Below are 19766 nucleotides of genomic sequence, written 5' to 3'. Positions count from 1 at the left end.
GGTGGTTGAGCGACTGCCTTGGCTGTTGAGTACCCGACGGGGCTACTGACCTGGAGAGATACCAGCCTGTGGATAACGGGCTTTTCGATGTGCGGTGATCGACGCATTATCAGGCCATGACTGATGCCCTGCTGGTCCTCACCGACAACACACTCCACTCCGACCTCGCACGCTGCGCCGCGGCGGCCGGATACACAATGGTGATCGGCGACGCGGCGTCGTGCCGCCACGACTGGCTGCGTGCGTGCGCGGTGGTCGTCGACGCCGACGCGACGGCGGTCCTCGCCGTCCTGCACCCGCCGAAGCGTCCGGCCGTGGTGGTCGTCGGAGCCTCCGACGACGACCCGCGCGCGTGGCAGACCGGACTCGCGTTGGGGGCGCAGGGCGGATTCATCCTCCCGGACGAAGAGGCCGGCCTGGTCGGCGCCCTCTCGGAGTTCCGGCGGCCGGTCCGTCGGCCCGCGGGCGCGGTCGCGGTGATCGGCGGGCACGGGGGAGCGGGGGCGTCGTCGCTGGCCGCTGCCGTCGCGCTGGTCGCTGCGCGCGACGGTGAGCGCGTCCTGCTGCTCGACGCCGACCAGTCCGGTGCTGGAGCCGACCTGATTCTGGGGGTGGAGGACGAACCGGGCCTGCGGTGGCCGGACGTCACCGGCGAGACCGGAGTCATCGCGGGGCCGGCATTGCGCGCCGCACTTCCCGGGGTCGGGCGGGTCAGCGTGATGACGTCCGCGCGTGACGATGTCGAACCGTTGCGGCCCGACACCGTGCTCGCCGTGGTCGACGCCGGACGGAGCGCGGGTGATGTGGTCGTCGCCGACGTGGGACGCGAACCGGGGCCGGTCGCTGCGGCCCTCGTCGACAGCGCGGACTTCGCCGTCGTCGTGACCACCGCATCCGTTCACTCCGTCGCGGCCACACGTCGTACGGCCGCTCGGCTCGTTCCCGAACGCGACGTCGTGCTCGTGGTCCGCGGCCCATCGCCCGGCGGCCTTCGGGCGAGCGACGTGGCGGCCGCCATCGGCTTGCCGCTGCTCGGCGGGTACCGGCCCGAGCGGGCCCTCCCACAGCGGTGCGAGGGCTCGGGGTTGTCGCTGCGGTCCCGCAGCCCGCTGACGGCGGCCGCGCAGGACGTCTACCGTCGGCTGCATGCGGGAGCGGCGCGATGACCGCCGTCGGACGCGCCGACCTGCTGGATCGGGTGCGCGACCGGTTGGCGACACAGACCAGTGACCCCGAGCCCGCGGTGATCGCGGACGCGATCCGGGCGGAGTCGGGCGGGCTGCTCGGCGACACCGATCTGCTCGACGTGCTGCGGTATCTGCAGACCGAGATGGTCGGTGCGGGACGGTTGGAGGGGCTGCTCGCCGACCCGGATGTCACCGACGTCCTCGTCGTCGGGCCCGACCGCGTCTGGGCCGACCGCGGCGACGGGCTGGAGCTGACCGGCGTGCGGTTCGACGACGAGGCCTCGGTGCGGCGACTCGCGGGTCGTCTGGCCCTCGGCGCGGGCCGACGACTCGACGAGGCTCAGCCCTGGGTCGACGGACAGTTGGCGGGAGTCGGACGACGGGACGTGACCGTCCGTTTGCACGCGGTGATCCCGCCGCTGGCTGTCGACGGCACGTGCATCTCGTTGCGCGTTCTGCGCGGCGCGACACAGACCTTCGACGCGTTGGTGAAGACGGGCTCGATCCCCGGCGAAGCCGCCGACCTGCTCCGTGAGGCGGTCGCGGCCAGGCTCGCGTTCCTCATCGTCGGCGGCACCGGATCCGGGAAGACGACGCTGCTCAACGCACTCCTCGGCCAGGTGGATCCGGGTGACCGCGTCGTCACCGTCGAAGACGCGTCCGAACTCGCGCCGCAGCACCCGCACATCGTGCGGCTCGTGTCCCGGAACGCGAACGTCGAAGGGGTCGGGAACGTGCCGGTCCGGGCCCTCGTCCGGCAGGCGTTGCGGATGAGGCCGGACCGGATCGTCGTCGGCGAGGTACGGGGCGCTGAGGTGATCGACCTCCTGATCGCGCTCAACACCGGGCACGACGGCTGTGCGGGAACTCTGCACGCGAACTCGACGTCGGAGGTCCCGGCTCGGATGGAGGCGCTCGCCGCGCTGGGTGGCATGGACCGGGCCGCGCTGCACAGTCAGCTGGCCGCGGCGATCCAACTCGTCCTCGGGTTGGGTCGGGACCGCGACGGACACCGAGGTCTCCTCGAGATCGGTGTTCTGACCCGGGCCGACGACGGACTCACCACGATCGAACGGGCGTGGTCTCGGCGGTCGGGGTTCACGGCGGCGCGAGCCCGGATCGACGCATTGATCGCCGACAGGCGGCCGCGATGACCGCCGCCCTTCTCGCGGCAGGCGGGATCGGTCTGCTGTTGTGGCCGAGGCCCGCCGTCTGGTCGCGGCTTCCGTCTGCCGAGCGGCATCGGCAGAATCGACGCGTCGACCCGGTATGGCTGTTCGCGGCGGCTCCGGTCCTGGCTGCTGCCGTGATCGGCGTCGGTCCGGGGATTGCGATCGGGATCGTCGCCGTCACGGCGATCGCGCTGCGGCGTCGATCGGTGCGTCGCGCGGAACTGGACCGTCGCCGTGATGAGCTGCGGCGTGCGTTGTCGTTCATGATCGCCGAGATGTCGGTCGGTGCCCCGGTTGTCCTCGCCTGCCGCAGTGCTGCTGACGAACTCGCGGGCGACGGCCCGTCGCCAGTCTCGACCGAACTGGCGCGAATGGCTGCGCGAGCCGAACTCGGCGGTGACCCGGCCGACGCGGCCGCCGGCGGAGCAGGCGACGTCGGGATCGATCGATTGGCGACCGCGTGGGCCGCGTCGTCGAGTCGGGGCCTTCCGATGGCAGATTTGTTGCAGATGCTCCGTTCGGACCTGTCGGCTCGTGCCGATCACGCATCGCGGACCCGTGCCGGCCTGGCCGGCCCGCGGGCGACGGCAATGGTGTTGGCATTGCTGCCGATCTTGGGGATCGGACTCGGGCATCTGATGGGGGCTGCGCCGCTCGCGGTGCTGTTGTCTCCGGGGATCGGCGCCATCCTGCTGGTGGTGGGCGCAGCACTCGTGTCGGCGGGGGTCTGGTGGACGAACGCGATCACCGAGAAGGCCCTCCGATGACGGTGCTCGTCGTCGCACTGTTCGCCGCCGCCGGTCTCTGGATGTGGCCGTCCGCCGACTGGGTGCTCGCTCGCGTCGTCGACCGGCCGACCAAGGTCCGTGAGGCGCGGTGGTTGGGCAGGTCCCGCGCCGGCCCGGATCCGTTCGACGTCGCCGCGGCGTACGACCTGTTCGCTGTCTGCCTGCGCGCTGGACTGCCGGTCGCCGCGGCTGCCGAGGTCGCTGCCGAGCACGCGCCGCCGGTAATCGGCGAGCCGATGGCGCGTGCCGCCGATCTGCTCGCGCTCGGCGCTGACGGTCAGACGGCATGGGCCGTCGACGCGGCAGGCGACGAGTCGTTCGCCGAACTCGCGGCGCTCGCGCGTCGTGCGGCGCGGGCCGGGGCGTCCCTCGCGGACGGCGTCGCCGAACTGGCGTCGGCGACGCGTCGTCGTGCAGCGGACGAGGCCGTGGAGGCGGCGGAGAAGGCCGGCGTCAAAGTGAGCGGTCCCCTCGGTCTGTGCTTCCTGCCGGCGTTCGTCTGCCTGGGTATCGTGCCTGTCGTAATCGGCCTCGCCGCCGGGATGCTGACGTCGGTGTAGGCCTGTGGAATCCGATGGAACTGGATGTCTGCGGCGTGCGTCTGACCTTGTGAGGGCTCGAGACGCGGGCCGGACACGAGGGGGACGACATGGGCACGAGTCGATTGATGCAGTGGTGCAGCGAGGTCCGAACGCTGACCGGCCAACTCGTCACGGACGAATCGGGGATGTCCACCGTCGAGTACGCGATCGGGACCGTCGCTGCGGCGGCGTTCGGTGCGTTGCTCTACACGGTGGTGACGGGCGACAACATCTTGTCTGCATTGACGGGGATCATCACGCGGGCATTGAGTACGGCGGTGAGTTGAGGTGTGGGCGCGGTTGCTACGGGACGAGGGCGGGATGGCGACGGTGGAGGCGGCGTTCGCTCTCGCGGCGATCGCGGTCTTTCTGGTGACGGGGACCGGCGCGGTGGCTGCTGTCGTGATGCAGATTCGGTGTACGGACGCCGCTCGTGAGGTTGCTCGGCTTGCTGCTGCGGGTGACACTTCGGCGTCGGAGGTGGGGCGTTCGGTGGCACCGGGCGGCGCACGGATCTCGGTGTCGGCCGGTGGGGAGACGGTGACCGTGTCGGTGTCGGCGGGCGTTCCGATGTTGCCTATGGTGACGGTGTCTGCGCGGGCAGTCGCCGCGATGGAGCCGGGCGCGGTTCGGTGAGGTGTCGTGACGAGGAGGGGTTCTCGACGGTGACCGGGGCTGCGGTGATCGCGGTTCTGGCTGCTGTTCTCGTCGGCGTTCTGTATGTCGGTGCGGCCGTGCTGGCTCGCCATCGTGCGCAGTCGGCGGCGGACCTGGGCGCGTTGGCTGCGGCGTCTGTGCACGTGTCGGGGAGTGCGGATGCGTGCGATGCCGCTCGTGAACGGGTCGCCGACCAAGAGGGGTCGCCGTCCGTGGCGGAGTGCGTGGTCGACGGCCAGGACGTGGTGGTGCACGTCGTGGTTCGGGTACAGCTGGGCGGTCTGGGGGTTCGTGATGCGATCGCGGTGGCGCGGGCTGGTCCGGTTCAGTCGTGACCGACCGGAATCGAATCGTCCCGTCCGCCGATCTGATCCACCATGTGGTCTGGATCGGCGGAGCAAGCTCGCCCAGTCGTGTCCCCGGGCGTCATGAGCCGTAGTGTCGCCCGATCAGGCGCAGCAGTTTGATCGCGTGCTCTTTGTCGAGCGGCTCGTTTCCGTTGCCGCACTTGGGCGATTGCACGCACGACGGGCAGCCGCTCGTGCACGCGCACGACGAGACGGCTTCGTCGGTGGCGGCGACCCAGCCGTCGAACGCCTCGTGACCGCGTTCGGCGAAACCGGCACCGCCGGGGAACCCGTCGTAGACGAACACCGTCGGCAACCCGGTCTGCGGGTGCAGGTCGGTCGACAAGCCGCCGATGTCCCAGCGGTCGCACGTGGCGACGAGTCCCAGCATGCCGATCGCCGCGTGCTCGGCGGCATGCAGTGCGCCCGGGAACTTGTCGGGGGCGATCCCGGCAGCCACCAGCGCATCCGGTTCGACGGTGTACATCACCGCACGCGTCGACAACTGGTGCTCGGGCAGATCGAGGGGGACCTGGTCGAGGATCTCGCCGGTGAGCGCCTTCCGCAGGAAGCCGACCACCTGACTGGTGACGGTCACCTCGGCGAACGAGACGGTCAACGGGCCGAACGACCGCTGCTCGACGATACGGTCGACGACGACCTCGCTGACTTCACGAGCAGTCGTCGTCCAATCCGGCTCCTCCGGGTGAGCGAGCGCGAGACCGTCGTCGAGCGCGAGCTCGTCGACGACGAAACTCTCACCCTGGTGCAGATACACCGCGCCCGGGAACACCGATGTCATGGCGCGTGACGTGTCGACGGTGCCGAGTAGCCGCGACGTCGTCGCGTCGACGATGAGGACCTGACCGCCGATGCCGCCGCGGATGTCGATGTCGCCGTGCGGATCGAGGCCGGGCGCCGGATACCAACCGGCCTTGCGCCGCTTCAGCTTCCCGTCGTCGACGAGGCCGGCGATCACCTCGTCGGCATGCCAGCCAGCCGACTCGGCATCAGAGATGGGGAACTCGGTGGCCGCGCACAGCAGATGCGGTCCGAGAACGTACGGGTTCGTCGGGTCGGTGACTGTCGCCTCAACCGGCCGCTCCAACAACGCGTCAGGGTGGTGGACGAGATATGTGTCGAGCGGGTCGTCCCTGGCCACCATTACCACGAGCGAACCTTCCCCGCGACGACCCGCACGACCTGCCTGCTGCCAGAACGAGGCGACGGTACCCGGATAGCCTGCGACGACGACGGCGTCGAGTCCGCTGATGTCGACGCCGAGTTCGAGTGCGTTCGTCGTCGCGACCCCGAGGAGTTCGCCGTCGGACAGCGCTCGCTCGAGTCGGCGTCGATCGTCGGCCAGATAGCCGGCACGGTAAGCGGCGACTCGATCGACCAGTTCGGGCGCCGACTCGGCGAGCAACTGGCGGGCCTTTACCGCAGTCACCTCCACGCCGCGTCGCGAACGGACGAAGCACAGGGTGCGTGCACCCTCCACCACGAAGTCCGCGAGGAGTCGCGCGGCCTCGGCGCCCGCAGAGCGTCGAACGGGGGCTCCGTTCTCGCCGCCGCGTTCGGTGTCGGTCGTGCCCTCGACGAATCCCGGCTCCCACATCGCGACGGTCCGTTCGCCGTGCGGCGACGTGTCGTCGGTGACCGCTACGACGTCGTCACCGATCAGTCGAGACAGCGCTTGCGCCGGATTCGAGACGGTCGCGCTGGCGCCGATGACGACCGGGTCCGCCCCGTAGCGGTGTGCGATCCGCAGCGTCCGCTGCAACACCAGCGCCGTGTGCGAGCCGAACACGCCCCGGTAGTGGTGGCATTCGTCGACGACGATGTACTTCAGCTTGGCGAAGAACTGGCGCCACTTGGCGTGCGACGAGCAGATCCCGACATGCAGCATGTCCGGGTTGGTGAAGATCCAGCGCGAATGCATCCGCGCCCACTGCCGCAGCTCGGAGTCGGTGTCGCCGTCGTAGGCGCTCGGCTGCAGATGGCTCAGCGACGGCACGCCCGCGATGATCTGAGCCGTCGCCCTCAGCTGGTCGGCGCCGAGCGCTTTGGTCGGCGACAGGTAGAGGGCGGTGGCGTTCGGGTCCTGCGCGAACGTGGTGAGGATCGGGAGTTGATAGGCCAGCGACTTGCCCGACGCGGTGCCGGTGCACACGCAGACGTGGCGGCCCGCGTACGCGTGATCGGCGGCCTCGATCTGGTGGCGCCATGGGCGTCGCAACCCGTGTTCGGTGAAGGCGTCCCGCACCTCGGGATGAACCCAGTCCGGCCACTCGCTGAATTCGGCTGTGCGCGTGGGTATCACGGCCATGTGGGTGAGCGGAGACTCGTCGCCGGACTCGGCGCCCGCGAGGGTTCTGCCGAGCAGTTCGCTGCCGTAAGTGGCATGCTGCATCGACGTCGCTCCAATGTGTTCGGGGTAGGCACGTCAGTTTACCGTCGGAGCTGGGCACGAGCCGGTCACGGGCAGTTTGGTTCCGAACGCGCTAAAAGTATCGCGCGGGCCGGAAACGTGGTTAGCTAAAAGCGGTCGCACACTCCGCTCAAAGGGCGGAGTCCGTTGCGAACGTGGTACTGCAGTCGGTTCCATCGCCGTATGGCGAGGTCTTGTCGAGGTATGGCGGTCGGAACAGGCCCCCGCCGGGGACGCTCCGTGGCGGGTGATGAAAAGTTAGGAATGCAGTAGATGGCACAGGGCACTGTGAAGTGGTTCAACGCGGAGAAGGGCTTCGGCTTCATCGCGCCTGACGAGGGTAACGACGACGTGTTCGTCCATTACTCGGAGATTCAGGGCAACGGCTTCCGCACCCTCGAAGAGAACCAGCGCGTGGAGTTCGAGGTCGGCCAGGGCACCAAGGGTCCTCAGGCCACCGGAGTCACCGCAGTCTGATTTCGTACGCCCTCGGGCGTCCCAGACTTACGAGACAACACTCCCGGCACCGCTTCGGCGGTGTCGGGAGTGTTGCGTTGTGACCACGAGCGTTGTGGTGTGCCGCTGTTGTATTGGGCCGCAGTAGGATCGACACGTGAGCCAGATGTCGTTGTTCTCCGCGGACACGGAAGACCCCGTGATCGACGATCTCGCAGGCCTGCTCGCCGGACAGGGACAATCAGTCCACACGAATCTGGGGGCTCGGGTATCGATCGTCCTCGGCGCGCAATGGCGTGCTGACGAGATCGCCGCGGACATCATGGCGACCGGACTCGACGCGCAGACGCTGATCTCCGATGAGGGGTCGCCGATCGCGCGGACCGAAGCCAACCCGCGGATCACCGCATTGCACCGCCGCTGGTCGTCTGGCGCAGTGAAAGCCGTCCCTGAGGGGTGGACGCCGAGTGCGCGTGCGCTTCGCCTGTGGGTGCTCGCCTCGGGCCGATTCGACGGCCCCCACTACGTGCTGGGCCTCGACCCGAGTGCCCCGGAGACGCACGCGCCCCTCTCCACCGCGCTGATGAGAGTCGGTATCGCGCCGACCCTCATCGGAGTCCGTGGAAGCCAACCGGCGCTGCGAGTGTCCGGCCGCAAGCGCCTGACGCGGCTCGCCGAGACCGTGGGAACTCAGCCCGACGACGCGCCGGACGGAGTCTGGCCGGGGGTGTGACTGGCGGGCCCGATGGAATACGTCAGCGATGAGCGACTGCACCCGCGACGCAATCGAAGCCGTGATGGGACCGATCGCCGGCGCTGACCGATCAGTGATCTCTTCCTCGACTGGGAACTAGACTGGCCCGACGGTCCGTTAGGCAGGGTGGAGTGCAGACAACACCGTATATAAGGTACAACGGCATCGAACAGTGAAACATAGACCGAAGGGCTCTTAAGTGGCCGCCACTGACAGTGCTGACCCCGCCATCCGGCGACTCGTCATCGTCGAGTCTCCGACTAAAGCGCGCAAGATCGCGGGGTACCTCGGCGCGAACTACGTCGTCGAGTCGTCACGCGGACACATCCGGGACCTGCCGCGAGGCGCCGCCGACGTGCCCGCGAAGTACAAGGGGCAGCCGTGGGCGCGCCTCGGCGTGAACGTCGACGACGGGTTCGAGCCGCTCTACGTGGTGTCGGCAGACAAGAAGTCGACAGTCTCCGAACTCCGGGCGTTGATGCGCGACGTCGACGAGCTCTATCTCGCGACGGACGGTGACCGCGAGGGGGAGGCCATCGCCTGGCACCTCCTCGAGACGTTGAAGCCGAAGATCCCGGTGAAGCGCATGGTGTTCCATGAGATCACCAAGCCCGCGATCATCGCCGCCGCAGAGAACCCGCGCGACCTCGACATCGACCTCGTCGACGCGCAGGAGACCCGGCGCATCCTCGACCGCCTGTACGGGTACGAGGTGTCGCCGGTCCTGTGGAAGAAGGTGATGCCGAAGCTGTCGGCGGGACGCGTGCAGTCGGTCGCGACCCGAGTCATCGTCGAACGTGAACGCGAGCGCATGGCATTCGTGTCGGCCGACTACTGGGACATCGCCGCGACGATGGATGCCGGAGCGGACGCGAAACCGCGAACCTTCTCCTCACGCCTGGTCAACATCGACGACGAGCGGGTCGCCACCGGACGCGACTTCGGCTCGGACGGCAAGATCAAGAAGGCGACCGGCGTCACCGTGCTCGACGGCGCCCGTGCGAACGCGCTCGCCGCCGGACTCGAAGGCGCCGCGCTGACGGTGACGTCCGTCGAAGAGAAGCCGTACACGCGCCGCCCGTATGCGCCGTTCATGACGTCGACCCTCCAGCAGGAGGCCGGCCGCAAACTGCGTTTCACGTCCGACCGGACGATGCGCATCGCGCAGCGGCTGTACGAGAACGGCTACATCACCTACATGCGTACCGACTCGACGACCCTGTCGGAGTCGGCGATCGACGCGGCGCGCGCTCAGGCCCGCGACCTGTACGGCGACAAGTTTGTGCACTCCTCGCCGCGCCAGTACACCCGCAAAGTGAAGAACGCGCAGGAAGCGCACGAGGCGATCCGCCCTGCGGGCGAGTCGTTCCGTACGCCCGGCCAGGTCGCCTCAGCGCTCGACACCGACGAGTTCCGCCTGTACGAACTGATCTGGCAGCGCACCGTCGCCTCCCAGATGGCCGACGCCCGCGGCACCACCATGAGTCTGCGGATAAGTGGACGCGCGGACACTGGATTGAAGCCTGGCGGCGAAGAGGTGACGTTCGCGTCGTCGGGCCGCACCATCACGTTCCCGGGCTTCCTGTCCGCGTATGTGGAGAGCGTCGACGAGCAGACCTCCGACAAGTCCGACGACGCGGAGAGCCGTCTCCCGAACCTGACCGAAGGCCAGTCGCTGACGGCGTCGACGCTCGTCGCCGACGGACACTCGACCAACCCGCCTGCCCGTTACACGGAGGCTTCGCTGGTCAAGGTCCTCGAAGAGCTCGGCATCGGTCGTCCGTCGACGTATGCGTCGATCATCGGCACCATCCAGGATCGCGGTTACGTGATCAAGAAGGGCAACGCGCTCGTCCCGTCGTGGATCGCGTTCGCCGTCGTCGGACTGCTGGAGGGCTACTTCAACAGTCTCGTCGACTACGACTTCACCGCGTCGCTCGAAGACGACCTCGACCAGATCGCGTCCGGTGACCAGGACCGGACCCGTTGGCTCACCGAGTTCTACTTCGGTGACGAGGCGCAGCAGTCCGGCGACGACGCGGCGGGCGCCATCGCACGCAAGGGCGGGCTGAAGAAGCTTGTCGGCGTCAACCTGGAGGGCATCGACGCCCGCGAAGTGAACTCCATCAAACTGTTCGACGACTCCGAAGGTCGGACGGTGTTCGTCCGGGTCGGCCGGTATGGTCCGTACCTGGAGCGGAACGTCGCGGGACCGGACGCCGAACCGGACCTCAAGCGAGCCAACCTGCCGTCGGACATGACGCCTGACGAGTTGACCCTCGAAGTAGCCGAAAAGCTGTTCGAGACACCGCAGGAAGGGCGCGAACTCGGCGTCGACCCGGTGACCGGACACCGCATCGTCGCCAAGGAGGGCCGCTTCGGTCCCTACGTCACCGAGATCCTCCCCGAGGATGAACCGGAGGACGATGACGGGTCGGCCGGCGCGCCCGTCCCGACCATCCCGGCAGGTCCGACACCCCGCGATGGTGGCGAGGGCGGGGTCCCGGCCGGCGACGCCGTCGTAGCGCTCGACGACGTGCCGTCCGGCGGAGTCGCGACGGCGACGTCGACCGTGAAGAAGGCCGCCAAGAAGACGGCGAAGAAGGCCGCGAAGAAGGCAGGCCCCAAGCCGCGGACCGGCTCGCTGTTCAAGTCGATGGAGATCTCGACCGTCACGCTCGACGACGCGTTGAAACTCCTGTCACTGCCGCGCGTGGTGGGTGTCGACCCGGAGTCGAACGACGAGATCACTGCGCAGAACGGCCGGTACGGTCCGTACTTGAAGAAGGGGACGGACTCGCGGTCGTTGACGTCCGAAGACCAGCTCTTCGAGATCACACTCGACGAGGCGTTGAAGATCTACGCGGAGCCCAAGCGACGCGGTCGCGCCGCTGCCGCACCGCCGCTGCGTGAGTTCGGCAAGAACGATGACGTCAGCGGTGGCGCGATGGTCATCAAGGACGGTCGCTTCGGTCCATACGTGACCGATGGCGAGACCAACGCGAGTCTGCGTAAGGGCGACGAGGTCGCTTCCATCACGCCCGAGCGTGCGATGGAGCTGCTCGCCGACCGCCGAGCTCGAGGCCCGGCGAAGAAGGCTGCCAAGAAGACAGCAGCCAAGAAGACAGCAGCGAAGAAGACAGCAGCGAAGAAGACCACGGCGAAGAAGACGACCGCCAAGAAGACGACCGCGAAGAAAACTGCGGCCAAGAAAACTGCGGCGAAGAAGGCCGAACCCGAGAAGTGATGTCGGGTGAGCCGTGCGTCGTCGTCGCGCTCGGCTTCCGCAGCTTCAACGCAGTTTCCACATCATCGATCCGTCTTAGCAGCCTCCGCCAAGGCTGCTAAGACGGATTGCGGCTGCGACGAGTGAATTGAGGCTGCGGCCGGGTGGGAGGCTCAGTCTGACGAGGTCGGGGAGTTGACGTCGATGTCGGGGCGGGCGAGCAGGGTCTCGATGCCGCGGCCGCGGAGTTCGACGCCTTCGCCGATCGCCCAGTGCGCGGCTTCGGTTTCGCTGGCAAGGAAGGCGGCGCGGGCCGAGCCGAGGACGCGAGTCGGCTCGTCCTTCGCGAGTTCGGTCAGACGCGCGGCCTCATTCACCGGGTCGCCGATCACCGTGTACTCCAGACGCTGCTCGGAACCGATGTGGCCGGCGACCGCCTTGCCCGCGGACACGCCGATGCCCATGTCGACGTCGCCGAGACGTCGGTCGAGTTCCACGCGCAGGTCACGCGCCGCGGCCAGCGCAGCACCCGCGAAGTCTTCCTGATCGAGCGGCGCACCGAAGATCGCGAGGGCCGCGTCACCCTGGAACTTGTTGACGAAACCGCCGTGGCGTCCGACGACCTCGACGACGACCTGGAAGAACTCGTTGAGCAGCTCGACCACTTCGCGTGGCGGTCGGTTGACCGCCAGACGCGTCGAGCCGACGATGTCGACAAACAAGACGCCGACATAGCGTTCCTCGCCGCCCAACTCGGTACCGGTCTCGATCGCGCGCCGAGCGACGTCCTCGCCGACGTAGCGGCCGAAGAGGTTGCGCAGTTCCTGACGTTCCCGAACATCCGACACCATGTCGTTGAACCCGGCCTGCAATGACCCGAGGTCGTTGCCGTCGTACACCTTCACAGCCACGTTCAGATTGCCCGCACGGACCTGGGCGAGAGCGATCCGCAATTGCTTGATCGGGTCCGTGATCGAGCCGACGAGACGCGTGATCGCGAGGAGCCCGAAGACGAGCGCAGCCGAAGCCATCCACAGGATCGGGCGTTGCAGGCCCTCGGCGTCGGTGTCGATGAACTCCAGACGTTGCAGCGTGATTAGCGCGATGATCACGAGCATCGGGACCGCGACGGTGACCGCCCAGAACGAACTGATTCGGGTCGTGATGCCGGGCGCGTGGACGCTGTCGGGATCGTTCGCCATCGCCGCGACTGTGATCGGGCGAAGGACGCGTTCGGATTGCATGAACGAGAGCACGCCGGTCACCAGACCGCCCACCACGCTGGCGAGCGCCACCAGAGCCGCGTCCTTGCCGGACGTATTGCTCCAGTTGATCAGGGCCAGGAGGGTGCCGCCGATCGCCCACAATGCGAGGTTGGTGATGGTCAACAGCGTCGGCAACCGGAGTGCGCGTCGACGGGCCGCCCCGTCATCGAGCCGCGACCTGCGTCGGTGCCAGATCAGCACGGGCAGACTCAAGCGAGTCACCACGTACATCCCGACGAGGACGGCGATCACCAGATACACGGCGAACGCGATCTGGTTGGCGCCGTTGGCGTCGCCGATGGAGAAGGCGTCGGCCGGCGGCATGCCCCAGCGCAGGAAGGCGAAAGTGAATAATGCGCCGATGAGATTCGCACGGAGCAGGTCGAGGGCAAGAATCGGCCACGGCGTATGAGCCAACCAGCGCAGAGTGTGCGCGGGCCTGGCGAGCCCGAAGCGTCGTGCAACCACGAAGTCCACGGTAGCCGCCTGCTTGCAATTGTTAAACGACGCGCGGTTGGTCGGTCGTCTGAACTGGGGCTTAGGCTGGCATGTGTGACTAATGTCTTCGACCGCATGATCGGACAGGACGTGCTGGCCGCCGAACTGCGGGATGCGGCGACGTCGGCGAGGGCCGTCGCGGCACGCTTGGACGAAGCCGCCGACGGCGCCGTGTCCATGTTCAGCGACGACCCGCTCGATGAGCTTCCGGTCGGCGTCCGCGAATCGATGACACACGCCTGGCTGTTCACCGGTCCGCCCGGGAGCGGCCGCTCGGTGGCCGCGACGGCGTTCGCGGCCGCGCTGCAGTGTCTGGATCCCGACCGGGTCGGCTGCGGCGAGTGCCGGGCGTGCACGACGACGATGGGCGGTACGCACGGCGACGTGCGGCACATCCAGCCGGACGGATTATCGATCTCGGTCGGGCAGATCCGTCACATCGTGTCACTGGCTGCACGACGCCCGACGACGGGTCGCTGGCAGATCGTCGTCGTCGAAGACGCCGACCGCCTCACCGAGCACGGCGCTAACGCCTTACTGAAGGCCGTCGAAGAACCGCCGGAACGCACGATCTTCCTGCTCTGCGCTCCGTCGGTGGCGCCGGAGGACATCGCGATCACGCTGCGCTCGCGGTGCAGGCACGTCGCGCTCACCGCCCCGGCGAGCGACCAGATCGCGAAGGTGCTGATCGAACGCGACGGCATCGACCCGGAGCCCGCGCATTGGGCGGCATCGGTGTCGGGCGGGCACGTCGGCCGGGCCAAACGTCTCGCCACCGACCCGATGTCCCGCGAACAGCGAGAGCAGGCCCTGAGCCTCGCGCGTGCGGCGACCCGTGACTCGACCGCGTTCGCGGCCGCCGACAGACTGGTCAAGACGGCGATCGAGACCGCGGACGCGATCAGTGCCGAAGTCGACGCCGCCGAGACCGACGAGTTGATGACCGCGCTGGGCGCGGGCGGCACCGGAAAGGGGACGGCGCGCCCGCCCCGCGGAACCGCGGGCGTCATCAAAGAACTCGAGAAACGTCAGAGGTCGCGCAAGACTCGTCTGACGCGCGACGTGCTCGACCGCGCCCTCGTCGACCTCGCCGCTCTGTTCCGCGACGCGTTGTCGCGATCGCTGGGCGCGCAGGTGACCCTCATGCACCCCGACAAAGAGCACGACGTCATCGCGGGCATGGCCGGTTACGCGTCACCGGAGAAGCTCCTCGCCTGCATCGAAGCGGTCCTCGAATGCCGGGACGCCCTCGAGAAGAACGTGAAGCCGAAGTTCGCGGTCAGCGCGATGGTCGTCCGAATTGGCGATCAGCTCGCGAGCAGGCGGTAAAGGCGACGGGAGTCAGCCGAGCTGCGGGGCGACCTTGTCGGCAACCAGCGCGAGGTGGTCCAGATCGTGGAGGTCGAGTACCTGCAGGTAGAGGCGGGTGACGCCGACCTCGCGGTACGACTCGATCTTCGCGACGACCTCGTCGACGGTGCCCGCCGCGCCGTTCTCGCGGAGTTCGGAAGGCTCCCGACCGATCGCGTCTGCGCGCCGCGCGACATCGGCGTCGCTCTCGCCGCAGCACAGTACGAGGGACGCCGAGTACACGAGTTCGTCGCTGTCGCGCCCGACGCTCGCACAGGTTGTGCGGACGCGGTCGTACATGGCGACGACGGTCTCGCGGGGCGCGAACGGGACGTTGAACTCGTCGGCGAACCGGGCGGCCAGCGCCGGGGTCCGGCGCGGACCGAGGCCACCGATGATGATCGGTGGGCGGGGCGACTGCGTCGGCTTGGGGAGCGCAGGCGAGTTCGCGACGGACAGGTGTCGGCCAGCGTAATCGAACGTCTCACCCGCAGGCGTGGTCCACAGACCGGTGACGATCTCGAGGGTGTCTTCCAGACGGTCGAAGCGTTCACCGAGGCTTGGGAACGGAATGCCGTACGCCGAGTGCTCGGCGTCGAACCACCCCGCACCGAGACCGACGTCGATACGGCCGTCCGACATCTGATCGGCCTGCGCCACGGAGATGGCGAGCGGTCCTGGGTGGCGGAACGTGGCCGACGTCACGAGAGTGCCGAGCCGGATCCGCGATGTCTGCAACGCGAGACCGGCCAACGTCAACCACGCGTCCGTGGGACCGGGGAGACCGTCGCCGTCGCCCATCGCCAGATAGTGGTCGGACCGAAAGAAGGCGTCGTACCCGAGGTCTTCGGTGGCGCGGGCGACGGCGAGCAGGTCGTCATACGTCGCGCCCTGCTGGGGCTCAGTGAAGATTCGAAGGTCCATGACAGGTCATGGTTCCACCAGAGGTGTGCGGGCGGCCAGCGGGGCCGTCCGCGGTCAGGCGTCGCCCGGCTCCTTCTGTGCCGGCTCCTGTGCTAACTCGTTCTGGGCTGACTCCTTCTGGGCGCCGTCCTCGCCGTCGTGTTCGGCAAACACGTCGTCGCCGCCGGCGCCTTCGAGGACGGTGAGCTCGTTGTCGATCGCCGCGGTGAACTCTTCGGCCTTGTGTTTGATCTTGTCGATGAACTCGGACATGGCAGGCTCCTCGGTGCGGGACGGACTGGTACCACCGATTGTATGGGTGGCGCGGAGCCTAAGCTGGTGAAGCCTCATCCGAATTCGAGAGACGCGAGGAGTTCCAGAGTGACCGATCGAGCGTCACGGGGATCTGATCTTGCGCTCGTGTTCGTCGGCGGCGCCGCGGGGACGGGGCTGCGGTGGTTGGCGGAGCAAGCGTGGCCTGCGCACGACGGGCAGTGGCCGGTCGGCACCTTCGTGGTCAATGTGACCGGTGCGTTCGTGCTCGGCGTCCTGCTCGAGGCGTTGGTCCGCCTCGGCCCGGACGACGGTGCGCGACGGCGGTTCAGGCTCGCGGTCGGGACTGGGTTCTGCGGCGCGTTCACCACATACAGTGCGTTCGCGCTGGAATTGAGCCTGCTCGGCAAAGGGGGGCACGTCGCGCTCGCGCTCCTGTACGCACTGGTCAGCGTGTGTGCCGGCATCGTCGCCGCGTGGGCGGGGATGCGCGTCGCACGTCGGGTCGTGCGCCTGCATGGCGGTGCCGTGTGATCCCCGCGCTGGTCGTCGTCGCGGGCGCGCTCGGATCGGTCCTGCGGTTCGTCGTCGACGATGCGTCCCGGCAGCGGTGGCCGGCTGCCTTCCCGGGTCCCGTGTTCGCGATCAATGTGACCGGGTCGTTGCTCATCGGCGTGGTTGCGGGCGTCGTGATGTTTCACGGTGCGTCGTCGGACTGGTCGGCGGTGGTCGGCACCGGCTTCTGCGGTGGGTACACGACGTTCTCGACCTCGGTGCTGGACACGGTCCGGACCGGCGGACGCCGCGGCCTGCTGTACGCGATGCTCACGTTGGTCGGGTCGGTTGGGGCGTGCGCGATAGGCCTGGCCCTCGCCTGGTCGGTGTGACCGTCGGGCTCGTCGGGACTCAGGCGAACGATGCGAGGACTGCGGGCGTCACGAACCGTTCGATGGTCTCGCGTTCGTCCGGGCCCGCGGGTACGACGAGCAGGGACACGATGACCCGGACGATCCACCTGGCCGCGGTGACGCCCGCCGCCCCGTAGTCGCCGACGAACCGGTTGGCCAGTGTCTCGATTGCGGACGACGAGAGCGCGAGTTCGCTCGCCAAGCCCGCTCCGGCGGGAGAGAACCACGCCGACAGCGCGGGATCGGCACGGACTTCGGTCAACGCGAACAGGATCGCCTCGGTGAGTCGGTCGTCGGGCGCCGTCAGGTGCGCGGTTCGGTTCGTGACGGCCGCCCCGATGGTGAAGGCGATCTGCTCCACGTACGCGAGTTGCAACGCGGTACGGCTGTCGAAATGCCGGTACAGGGTGGCGCGGGAACAGCCGACCGCCGCCGCGATCTCGGACATGGAGGCGTCGGCCCCGTGCTGCGCGAACACATCGCCTGCGATTGCGAGGATCCGGTCTCTCGCCGCGGAGCGTCGGGCGCCCTGAGCCCAACTGCTGCGATCTGGGTGACTGGTCATGGCGTGAACGGTACCGACGTCGGTCTGCGCACGTAGTTGCCGTCGGCCCATTCGATGCGGTCGACGTCCACCTCGAAGTCCGGGCATCGGGCCAGGAGTTCTTCGAGGGTGACGAGGGCCTGCATGCGCGCGGCTGCTGCGCCGAGGCAGTGGTGCATGCCATGACTGAAGGTGAGGATGTTGCGGGGCTTTCGTCGTACGTCGAGACGTTCGGCGTCCGGGCCGTACGCGTGCTCGTCCCGATTGGCCGACCCGTAGCACAGCAGGACCTTTCGTCCGGTGGGAATCGTGACGCCGTGCAGTTCGACGTCGCGTGTCGTGGTGCGGGCGAGCCCCTGTACCGGGGAGGTGAGACGCAGTAGTTCGTCGATCGCGTCGGGTAGCCGGTCCGGCTCGTCGAGCAGGATGTTCCGTTGATCGCGGTGGGCGGTCAGCAGCGCCGACGATCCGCCGAGCATGCCGGTCGTCGTGTCGTTTCCGCCTGCGACCATGGTGAAGGCGAACGCCAGGATCGACAGGAGGCCTGCGGGGTCGGTTTGCGGGTCGTCTGCGATTCCGGCGGCGACGAGATGCGACACGGTGTCGTCGCCGGGCTCGGCGCGCCGGAGTTCGATGAGTTCGGCGAAGTAGCCGGTGAGTTCGAGCACCGCGTCGGCGGCCGTGGTCATGGCGGCGCCGAGGTCGCCTCCGGGGTTGGCGCCGACGATCGCCTCGGTCCAGGCGTCGAACCGGCGACGGTCGGCTTCCGGGACGCCGAGATAGTGCGCCACCACCATGCTCGGCAACGGTTTGAACAGGTCGGCTGCGATGTCGCCGCCGCCGTCGGCTTTGAGTGATTCGATTCGTTCGACGACGAACTCGCGCACCAACGGTTCGAGTGTCACCACCTGGCGCGGAGTGAACCCGCGCGAGACGAGCCGGCGGAACTCGGTGTGCGTGGGCGGATCCTGCATCACCATCGGCGGATTGTCGCTGAGACCGATCGTCGCCAGCTCGCCATAGGTGACGGTGAGTCCCTGCGCGGACGAGAACGTCTCCCAGTCCTTGGCAGCAGCGGTGACGTCGGCGTGGCGCGTCAGCACCCAATAGTCGTCGGACGGATCGGTGGACGGCACCACGTGGTGGACGGGGTCGTCGCGCCGCAACGCCGCGTACATCGGGAACGGGTCCCGCCACGTGGGTCCCGACCGAAGTGCGAAACGCGGTGACGAATCTATATCCATGTCGCAATAATGAGACAGATTGTAGAAAGTGTCAACAAGGCGCGGCTTAACCTCTGGGTGGTGTCACCAGGTGACACCACCCAGAGGGTTAGTGGTGATGTGGGACGGCGCTGCGCCGGAAACGAAGAATGCAGGCCAGAGGGATTCTCTGACCTGCATTTCTGCGGAGCCGCCTAGGAGAATCGAACTCCTGACCTATTCATTACGAGTGAATCGCTCTACCGACTGAGCTAAGGCGGCGTGCTGCCTCGCGGCAGCCCGGATGATGTTACCGACTCGATGCCGGTGGGGGCAAAACGGGGGTCAGCGCGGCTCGTTCTGCTGTCGTCGCACCTTCTCCGATGCGACGAGAGCGGTGGCGTCGGGGGTCGTCAGCTCGATGCCGAACACGTCCTGCAGGACCGTGGCGAGTTCGTCGGCATGCACATGCTGCGCTGTCGGCACGCCGTCGGGCGTCACGGTCGTCAAGGAGTCGCCGTCGAGCGTGTAGTGGGCGTCGACGGTGAACCGTTGGACGAACGGGCGTGCGGTGAACGGCGAACCCGGCGACGTCGACACGAAATGGCTGCCGACTCGGTAATCGATCGGGAACTGGGGGTTCAACGTGAACGTGTGGCGATCGATCCACCCGTCCTCGGTGGCATGCCAGAGGATCCAACGGTCGGTGCCGAAGAGATCGCCGACCGGCTCGGTAGTCAGACGCAGACGCCAGCCGTCCTGATCGACTTCGACGCCGTCGCGCAGCTCGATCGGTTCGAGCGGCCCGCGCCCGAACCCGACGTCACAGAGGTACCGGCGCTCATCGATCTCGACGACGATCAACGCGTGAGTCGGCGGACGGGACGACGGGTCACCACCGAGGGTGACTCGTCCACTCAACGCTGTGAATCCGAAGCCGATCTGCTCCAAGACCGCCGCGAACAGAGTGGCGTGCTCGAAGCAGTAGCCGCCCCGCATCGAGTCGACCAGCTTGTGCTGCAACGACTCCGAATCCAGCGGGACGTCACGCCCCACCATGATCTCGAGGTTCTCGAACGGAATCGACGTCGTATGCCCACGATGCAGTGCGACGAGCGTGGCGAGGCTCGGCGTCGGATCGCCCTGGAACCCGACCCGCGCGAGATACGCGGGCAGGTTTACGTCGTCGCCGTGCCACATGCTCATACGACCCATTGTGAACGT

The 19766-nt window shown here is 67.9% G+C and carries 20 protein-coding genes and 1 tRNA gene; 13 read left to right on the top strand and 8 right to left on the bottom strand.

The features are described from left to right. The first annotated feature begins 116 nt into the window (after positions 1–116). From ssd to L5G33_RS09400, 7 genes are all read left to right on the top strand, one after another. On the top strand, positions 117–1166 hold the full coding sequence (gene ssd / locus L5G33_RS09430; protein ID WP_236997924.1) for a septum site-determining protein Ssd: 1050 nt from the start codon (positions 117–119) through the stop codon (positions 1164–1166). After that, entirely contained in the window at positions 1163–2341 is a 1179-nt protein-coding gene (locus tag L5G33_RS09425) for a TadA family conjugal transfer-associated ATPase (RefSeq protein WP_236997923.1), read from the top strand. The genes ssd and L5G33_RS09425 overlap by 4 nt, the downstream gene beginning before the upstream one ends. Beyond that, entirely contained in the window at positions 2338–3126 is a 789-nt protein-coding gene (locus tag L5G33_RS09420; protein WP_236997922.1) for a type II secretion system F family protein, read from the top strand. Before L5G33_RS09425 ends, L5G33_RS09420 begins: the two co-directional genes overlap by 4 nt. After that, complete coding sequence (locus tag L5G33_RS09415; protein ID WP_236997921.1) at positions 3123–3707, top strand: type II secretion system F family protein; 585 nt, start codon at positions 3123–3125, stop codon at positions 3705–3707. Before L5G33_RS09420 ends, L5G33_RS09415 begins: the two co-directional genes overlap by 4 nt. A gap of 89 nt (positions 3708–3796) precedes the next feature. Beyond that, positions 3797–4015 (top strand): DUF4244 domain-containing protein, encoded by a 219-nt coding sequence (locus tag L5G33_RS09410; protein WP_236997920.1) that lies wholly within the window; start codon positions 3797–3799, stop codon positions 4013–4015. 34 nt (positions 4016–4049) lie between these two features. Next, entirely contained in the window at positions 4050–4364 is a 315-nt protein-coding gene (locus L5G33_RS09405) for a TadE family type IV pilus minor pilin (protein WP_236997919.1), read from the top strand. Continuing rightward, positions 4361–4720, top strand: a complete 360-nt coding sequence (locus L5G33_RS09400) for an Rv3654c family TadE-like protein (RefSeq protein ID WP_308191557.1) — start codon at positions 4361–4363, stop codon at positions 4718–4720. Before L5G33_RS09405 ends, L5G33_RS09400 begins: the two co-directional genes overlap by 4 nt. A 91-nt stretch (positions 4721–4811) precedes the next feature. Here L5G33_RS09400 and sftH read toward each other — a convergent pair whose 3' ends face one another. After that, the gene (gene sftH / locus L5G33_RS09395) at positions 4812–7145 is read right to left on the bottom strand and encodes a DEAD/DEAH box helicase (RefSeq protein WP_236997917.1); all 2334 of its coding nucleotides are present in this window, start codon (positions 7143–7145) and stop codon (positions 4812–4814) included. A gap of 291 nt (positions 7146–7436) precedes the next feature. Between sftH and L5G33_RS09390 the strand changes: the two genes are divergently transcribed. From L5G33_RS09390 to topA, 3 genes are all read left to right on the top strand, one after another. Beyond that, positions 7437–7640, top strand: coding sequence for a cold-shock protein (locus L5G33_RS09390; RefSeq protein WP_236997916.1), 204 nt, complete (start codon positions 7437–7439; stop codon positions 7638–7640). Between the two features lie 136 nt (positions 7641–7776). Continuing rightward, complete coding sequence (locus L5G33_RS09385) at positions 7777–8352, top strand: hypothetical protein (protein WP_236997915.1); 576 nt, start codon at positions 7777–7779, stop codon at positions 8350–8352. A 220-nt stretch (positions 8353–8572) separates the two neighbouring features. Continuing rightward, a complete protein-coding gene (gene topA / locus L5G33_RS09380) occupies positions 8573–11620 on the top strand; it encodes a type I DNA topoisomerase (RefSeq protein ID WP_236997914.1) in 3048 nt (1015 codons plus the stop codon). Positions 11621–11772: 152 nt separating this feature from the next. Here the strand turns inward: topA and L5G33_RS09375 are convergent, their stop codons facing one another. Then, positions 11773–13332, bottom strand: a complete 1560-nt coding sequence (locus L5G33_RS09375; protein WP_236997913.1) for an adenylate/guanylate cyclase domain-containing protein — start codon at positions 13330–13332, stop codon at positions 11773–11775. 84 nt (positions 13333–13416) lie between these two features. On the opposite strand from L5G33_RS09375, the gene L5G33_RS09370 reads away from it, so the two are divergent. Next, the gene (locus L5G33_RS09370; protein WP_236997912.1) at positions 13417–14691 is read left to right on the top strand and encodes a DNA polymerase III subunit delta'; all 1275 of its coding nucleotides are present in this window, start codon (positions 13417–13419) and stop codon (positions 14689–14691) included. Positions 14692–14703: 12 nt separating this feature from the next. Here the strand turns inward: L5G33_RS09370 and L5G33_RS09365 are convergent, their stop codons facing one another. Together L5G33_RS09365 and L5G33_RS09360 are read right to left on the bottom strand one after the other, a co-directional pair. Then, entirely contained in the window at positions 14704–15636 is a 933-nt protein-coding gene (locus tag L5G33_RS09365; RefSeq protein ID WP_236997911.1) for an LLM class F420-dependent oxidoreductase, read from the bottom strand. A gap of 54 nt (positions 15637–15690) precedes the next feature. Next, complete coding sequence (locus L5G33_RS09360) at positions 15691–15888, bottom strand: hypothetical protein (RefSeq protein WP_236997910.1); 198 nt, start codon at positions 15886–15888, stop codon at positions 15691–15693. Positions 15889–15996: 108 nt separating this feature from the next. Between L5G33_RS09360 and crcB the strand changes: the two genes are divergently transcribed. Further along, positions 15997–16422 carry a fluoride efflux transporter CrcB gene (crcB, locus tag L5G33_RS09355; RefSeq protein ID WP_236997909.1) on the top strand — a complete coding sequence of 142 codons (426 nt, stop codon included), beginning with the start codon at positions 15997–15999 and terminating at the stop codon, positions 16420–16422. Then, positions 16419–16775: a fluoride efflux transporter FluC gene (locus tag L5G33_RS09350; protein WP_236997908.1), complete on the top strand. Its 357-nt coding sequence runs from the start codon at positions 16419–16421 to the stop codon at positions 16773–16775. Before crcB ends, L5G33_RS09350 begins: the two co-directional genes overlap by 4 nt. A gap of 19 nt (positions 16776–16794) precedes the next feature. On the opposite strand, the gene L5G33_RS09345 is transcribed toward L5G33_RS09350, so the two are convergent. The 4 genes from L5G33_RS09345 to L5G33_RS09330 all read right to left on the bottom strand — a co-directional run bounded on the left by L5G33_RS09345 (position 16795) and on the right by L5G33_RS09330 (position 19748). Next, positions 16795–17361: a TetR/AcrR family transcriptional regulator gene (locus tag L5G33_RS09345; protein WP_236997907.1), complete on the bottom strand. Its 567-nt coding sequence runs from the start codon at positions 17359–17361 to the stop codon at positions 16795–16797. Beyond that, on the bottom strand, positions 17358–18584 hold the full coding sequence (locus L5G33_RS09340) for a cytochrome P450 (RefSeq protein WP_236997906.1): 1227 nt from the start codon (positions 18582–18584) through the stop codon (positions 17358–17360). The genes L5G33_RS09345 and L5G33_RS09340 overlap by 4 nt, the downstream gene beginning before the upstream one ends. Before the next feature lie 167 nt (positions 18585–18751). Continuing rightward, positions 18752–18824, bottom strand: a tRNA-Thr gene (locus L5G33_RS09335). 63 nt (positions 18825–18887) lie between these two features. Next, positions 18888–19748 (bottom strand): arylamine N-acetyltransferase family protein, encoded by an 861-nt coding sequence (locus tag L5G33_RS09330; RefSeq protein WP_236997905.1) that lies wholly within the window; start codon positions 19746–19748, stop codon positions 18888–18890. Positions 19749–19766: the final 18 nt, after the last annotated feature.

It is taken from the genome of Gordonia liuliyuniae, from assembly GCF_021738805.1.
GTDB lineage: Bacteria > Actinomycetota > Actinomycetes > Mycobacteriales > Mycobacteriaceae > Gordonia > Gordonia liuliyuniae.
This window is presented reverse-complemented; position numbering and strand designations above follow the sequence as displayed.

Excerpts from the sequence above, each read along its gene's own strand:
- ssd (WP_236997924.1), top strand. The coding sequence starts at position 117 with ATGACTGATGCCCTGCTGGTCCTCACCGACAACACACTCCACTCCGAC.
- L5G33_RS09425 (WP_236997923.1), top strand. The coding sequence starts at position 1,163 with ATGACCGCCGTCGGACGCGCCGACCTGCTGGATCGGGTGCGCGACCGG.
- L5G33_RS09420 (WP_236997922.1), top strand. The coding sequence starts at position 2,338 with ATGACCGCCGCCCTTCTCGCGGCAGGCGGGATCGGTCTGCTGTTGTGG.
- L5G33_RS09415 (WP_236997921.1), top strand. The coding sequence starts at position 3,123 with ATGACGGTGCTCGTCGTCGCACTGTTCGCCGCCGCCGGTCTCTGGATG.
- L5G33_RS09410 (WP_236997920.1), top strand. The coding sequence starts at position 3,797 with ATGGGCACGAGTCGATTGATGCAGTGGTGCAGCGAGGTCCGAACGCTG.
- L5G33_RS09405 (WP_236997919.1), top strand. The coding sequence starts at position 4,050 with ATGGCGACGGTGGAGGCGGCGTTCGCTCTCGCGGCGATCGCGGTCTTT.
- sftH (WP_236997917.1), bottom strand. The coding sequence starts at position 7,145 with ATGCAGCATGCCACTTACGGCAGCGAACTGCTCGGCAGAACCCTCGCG.
- L5G33_RS09390 (WP_236997916.1), top strand. The coding sequence starts at position 7,437 with ATGGCACAGGGCACTGTGAAGTGGTTCAACGCGGAGAAGGGCTTCGGC.
- L5G33_RS09365 (WP_236997911.1), bottom strand. The coding sequence starts at position 15,636 with ATGGACCTTCGAATCTTCACTGAGCCCCAGCAGGGCGCGACGTATGAC.
- L5G33_RS09360 (WP_236997910.1), bottom strand. The coding sequence starts at position 15,888 with ATGTCCGAGTTCATCGACAAGATCAAACACAAGGCCGAAGAGTTCACC.
- L5G33_RS09345 (WP_236997907.1), bottom strand. The coding sequence starts at position 17,361 with ATGACCAGTCACCCAGATCGCAGCAGTTGGGCTCAGGGCGCCCGACGC.
- L5G33_RS09340 (WP_236997906.1), bottom strand. The coding sequence starts at position 18,584 with ATGGATATAGATTCGTCACCGCGTTTCGCACTTCGGTCGGGACCCACG.
- L5G33_RS09330 (WP_236997905.1), bottom strand. The coding sequence starts at position 19,748 with ATGAGCATGTGGCACGGCGACGACGTAAACCTGCCCGCGTATCTCGCG.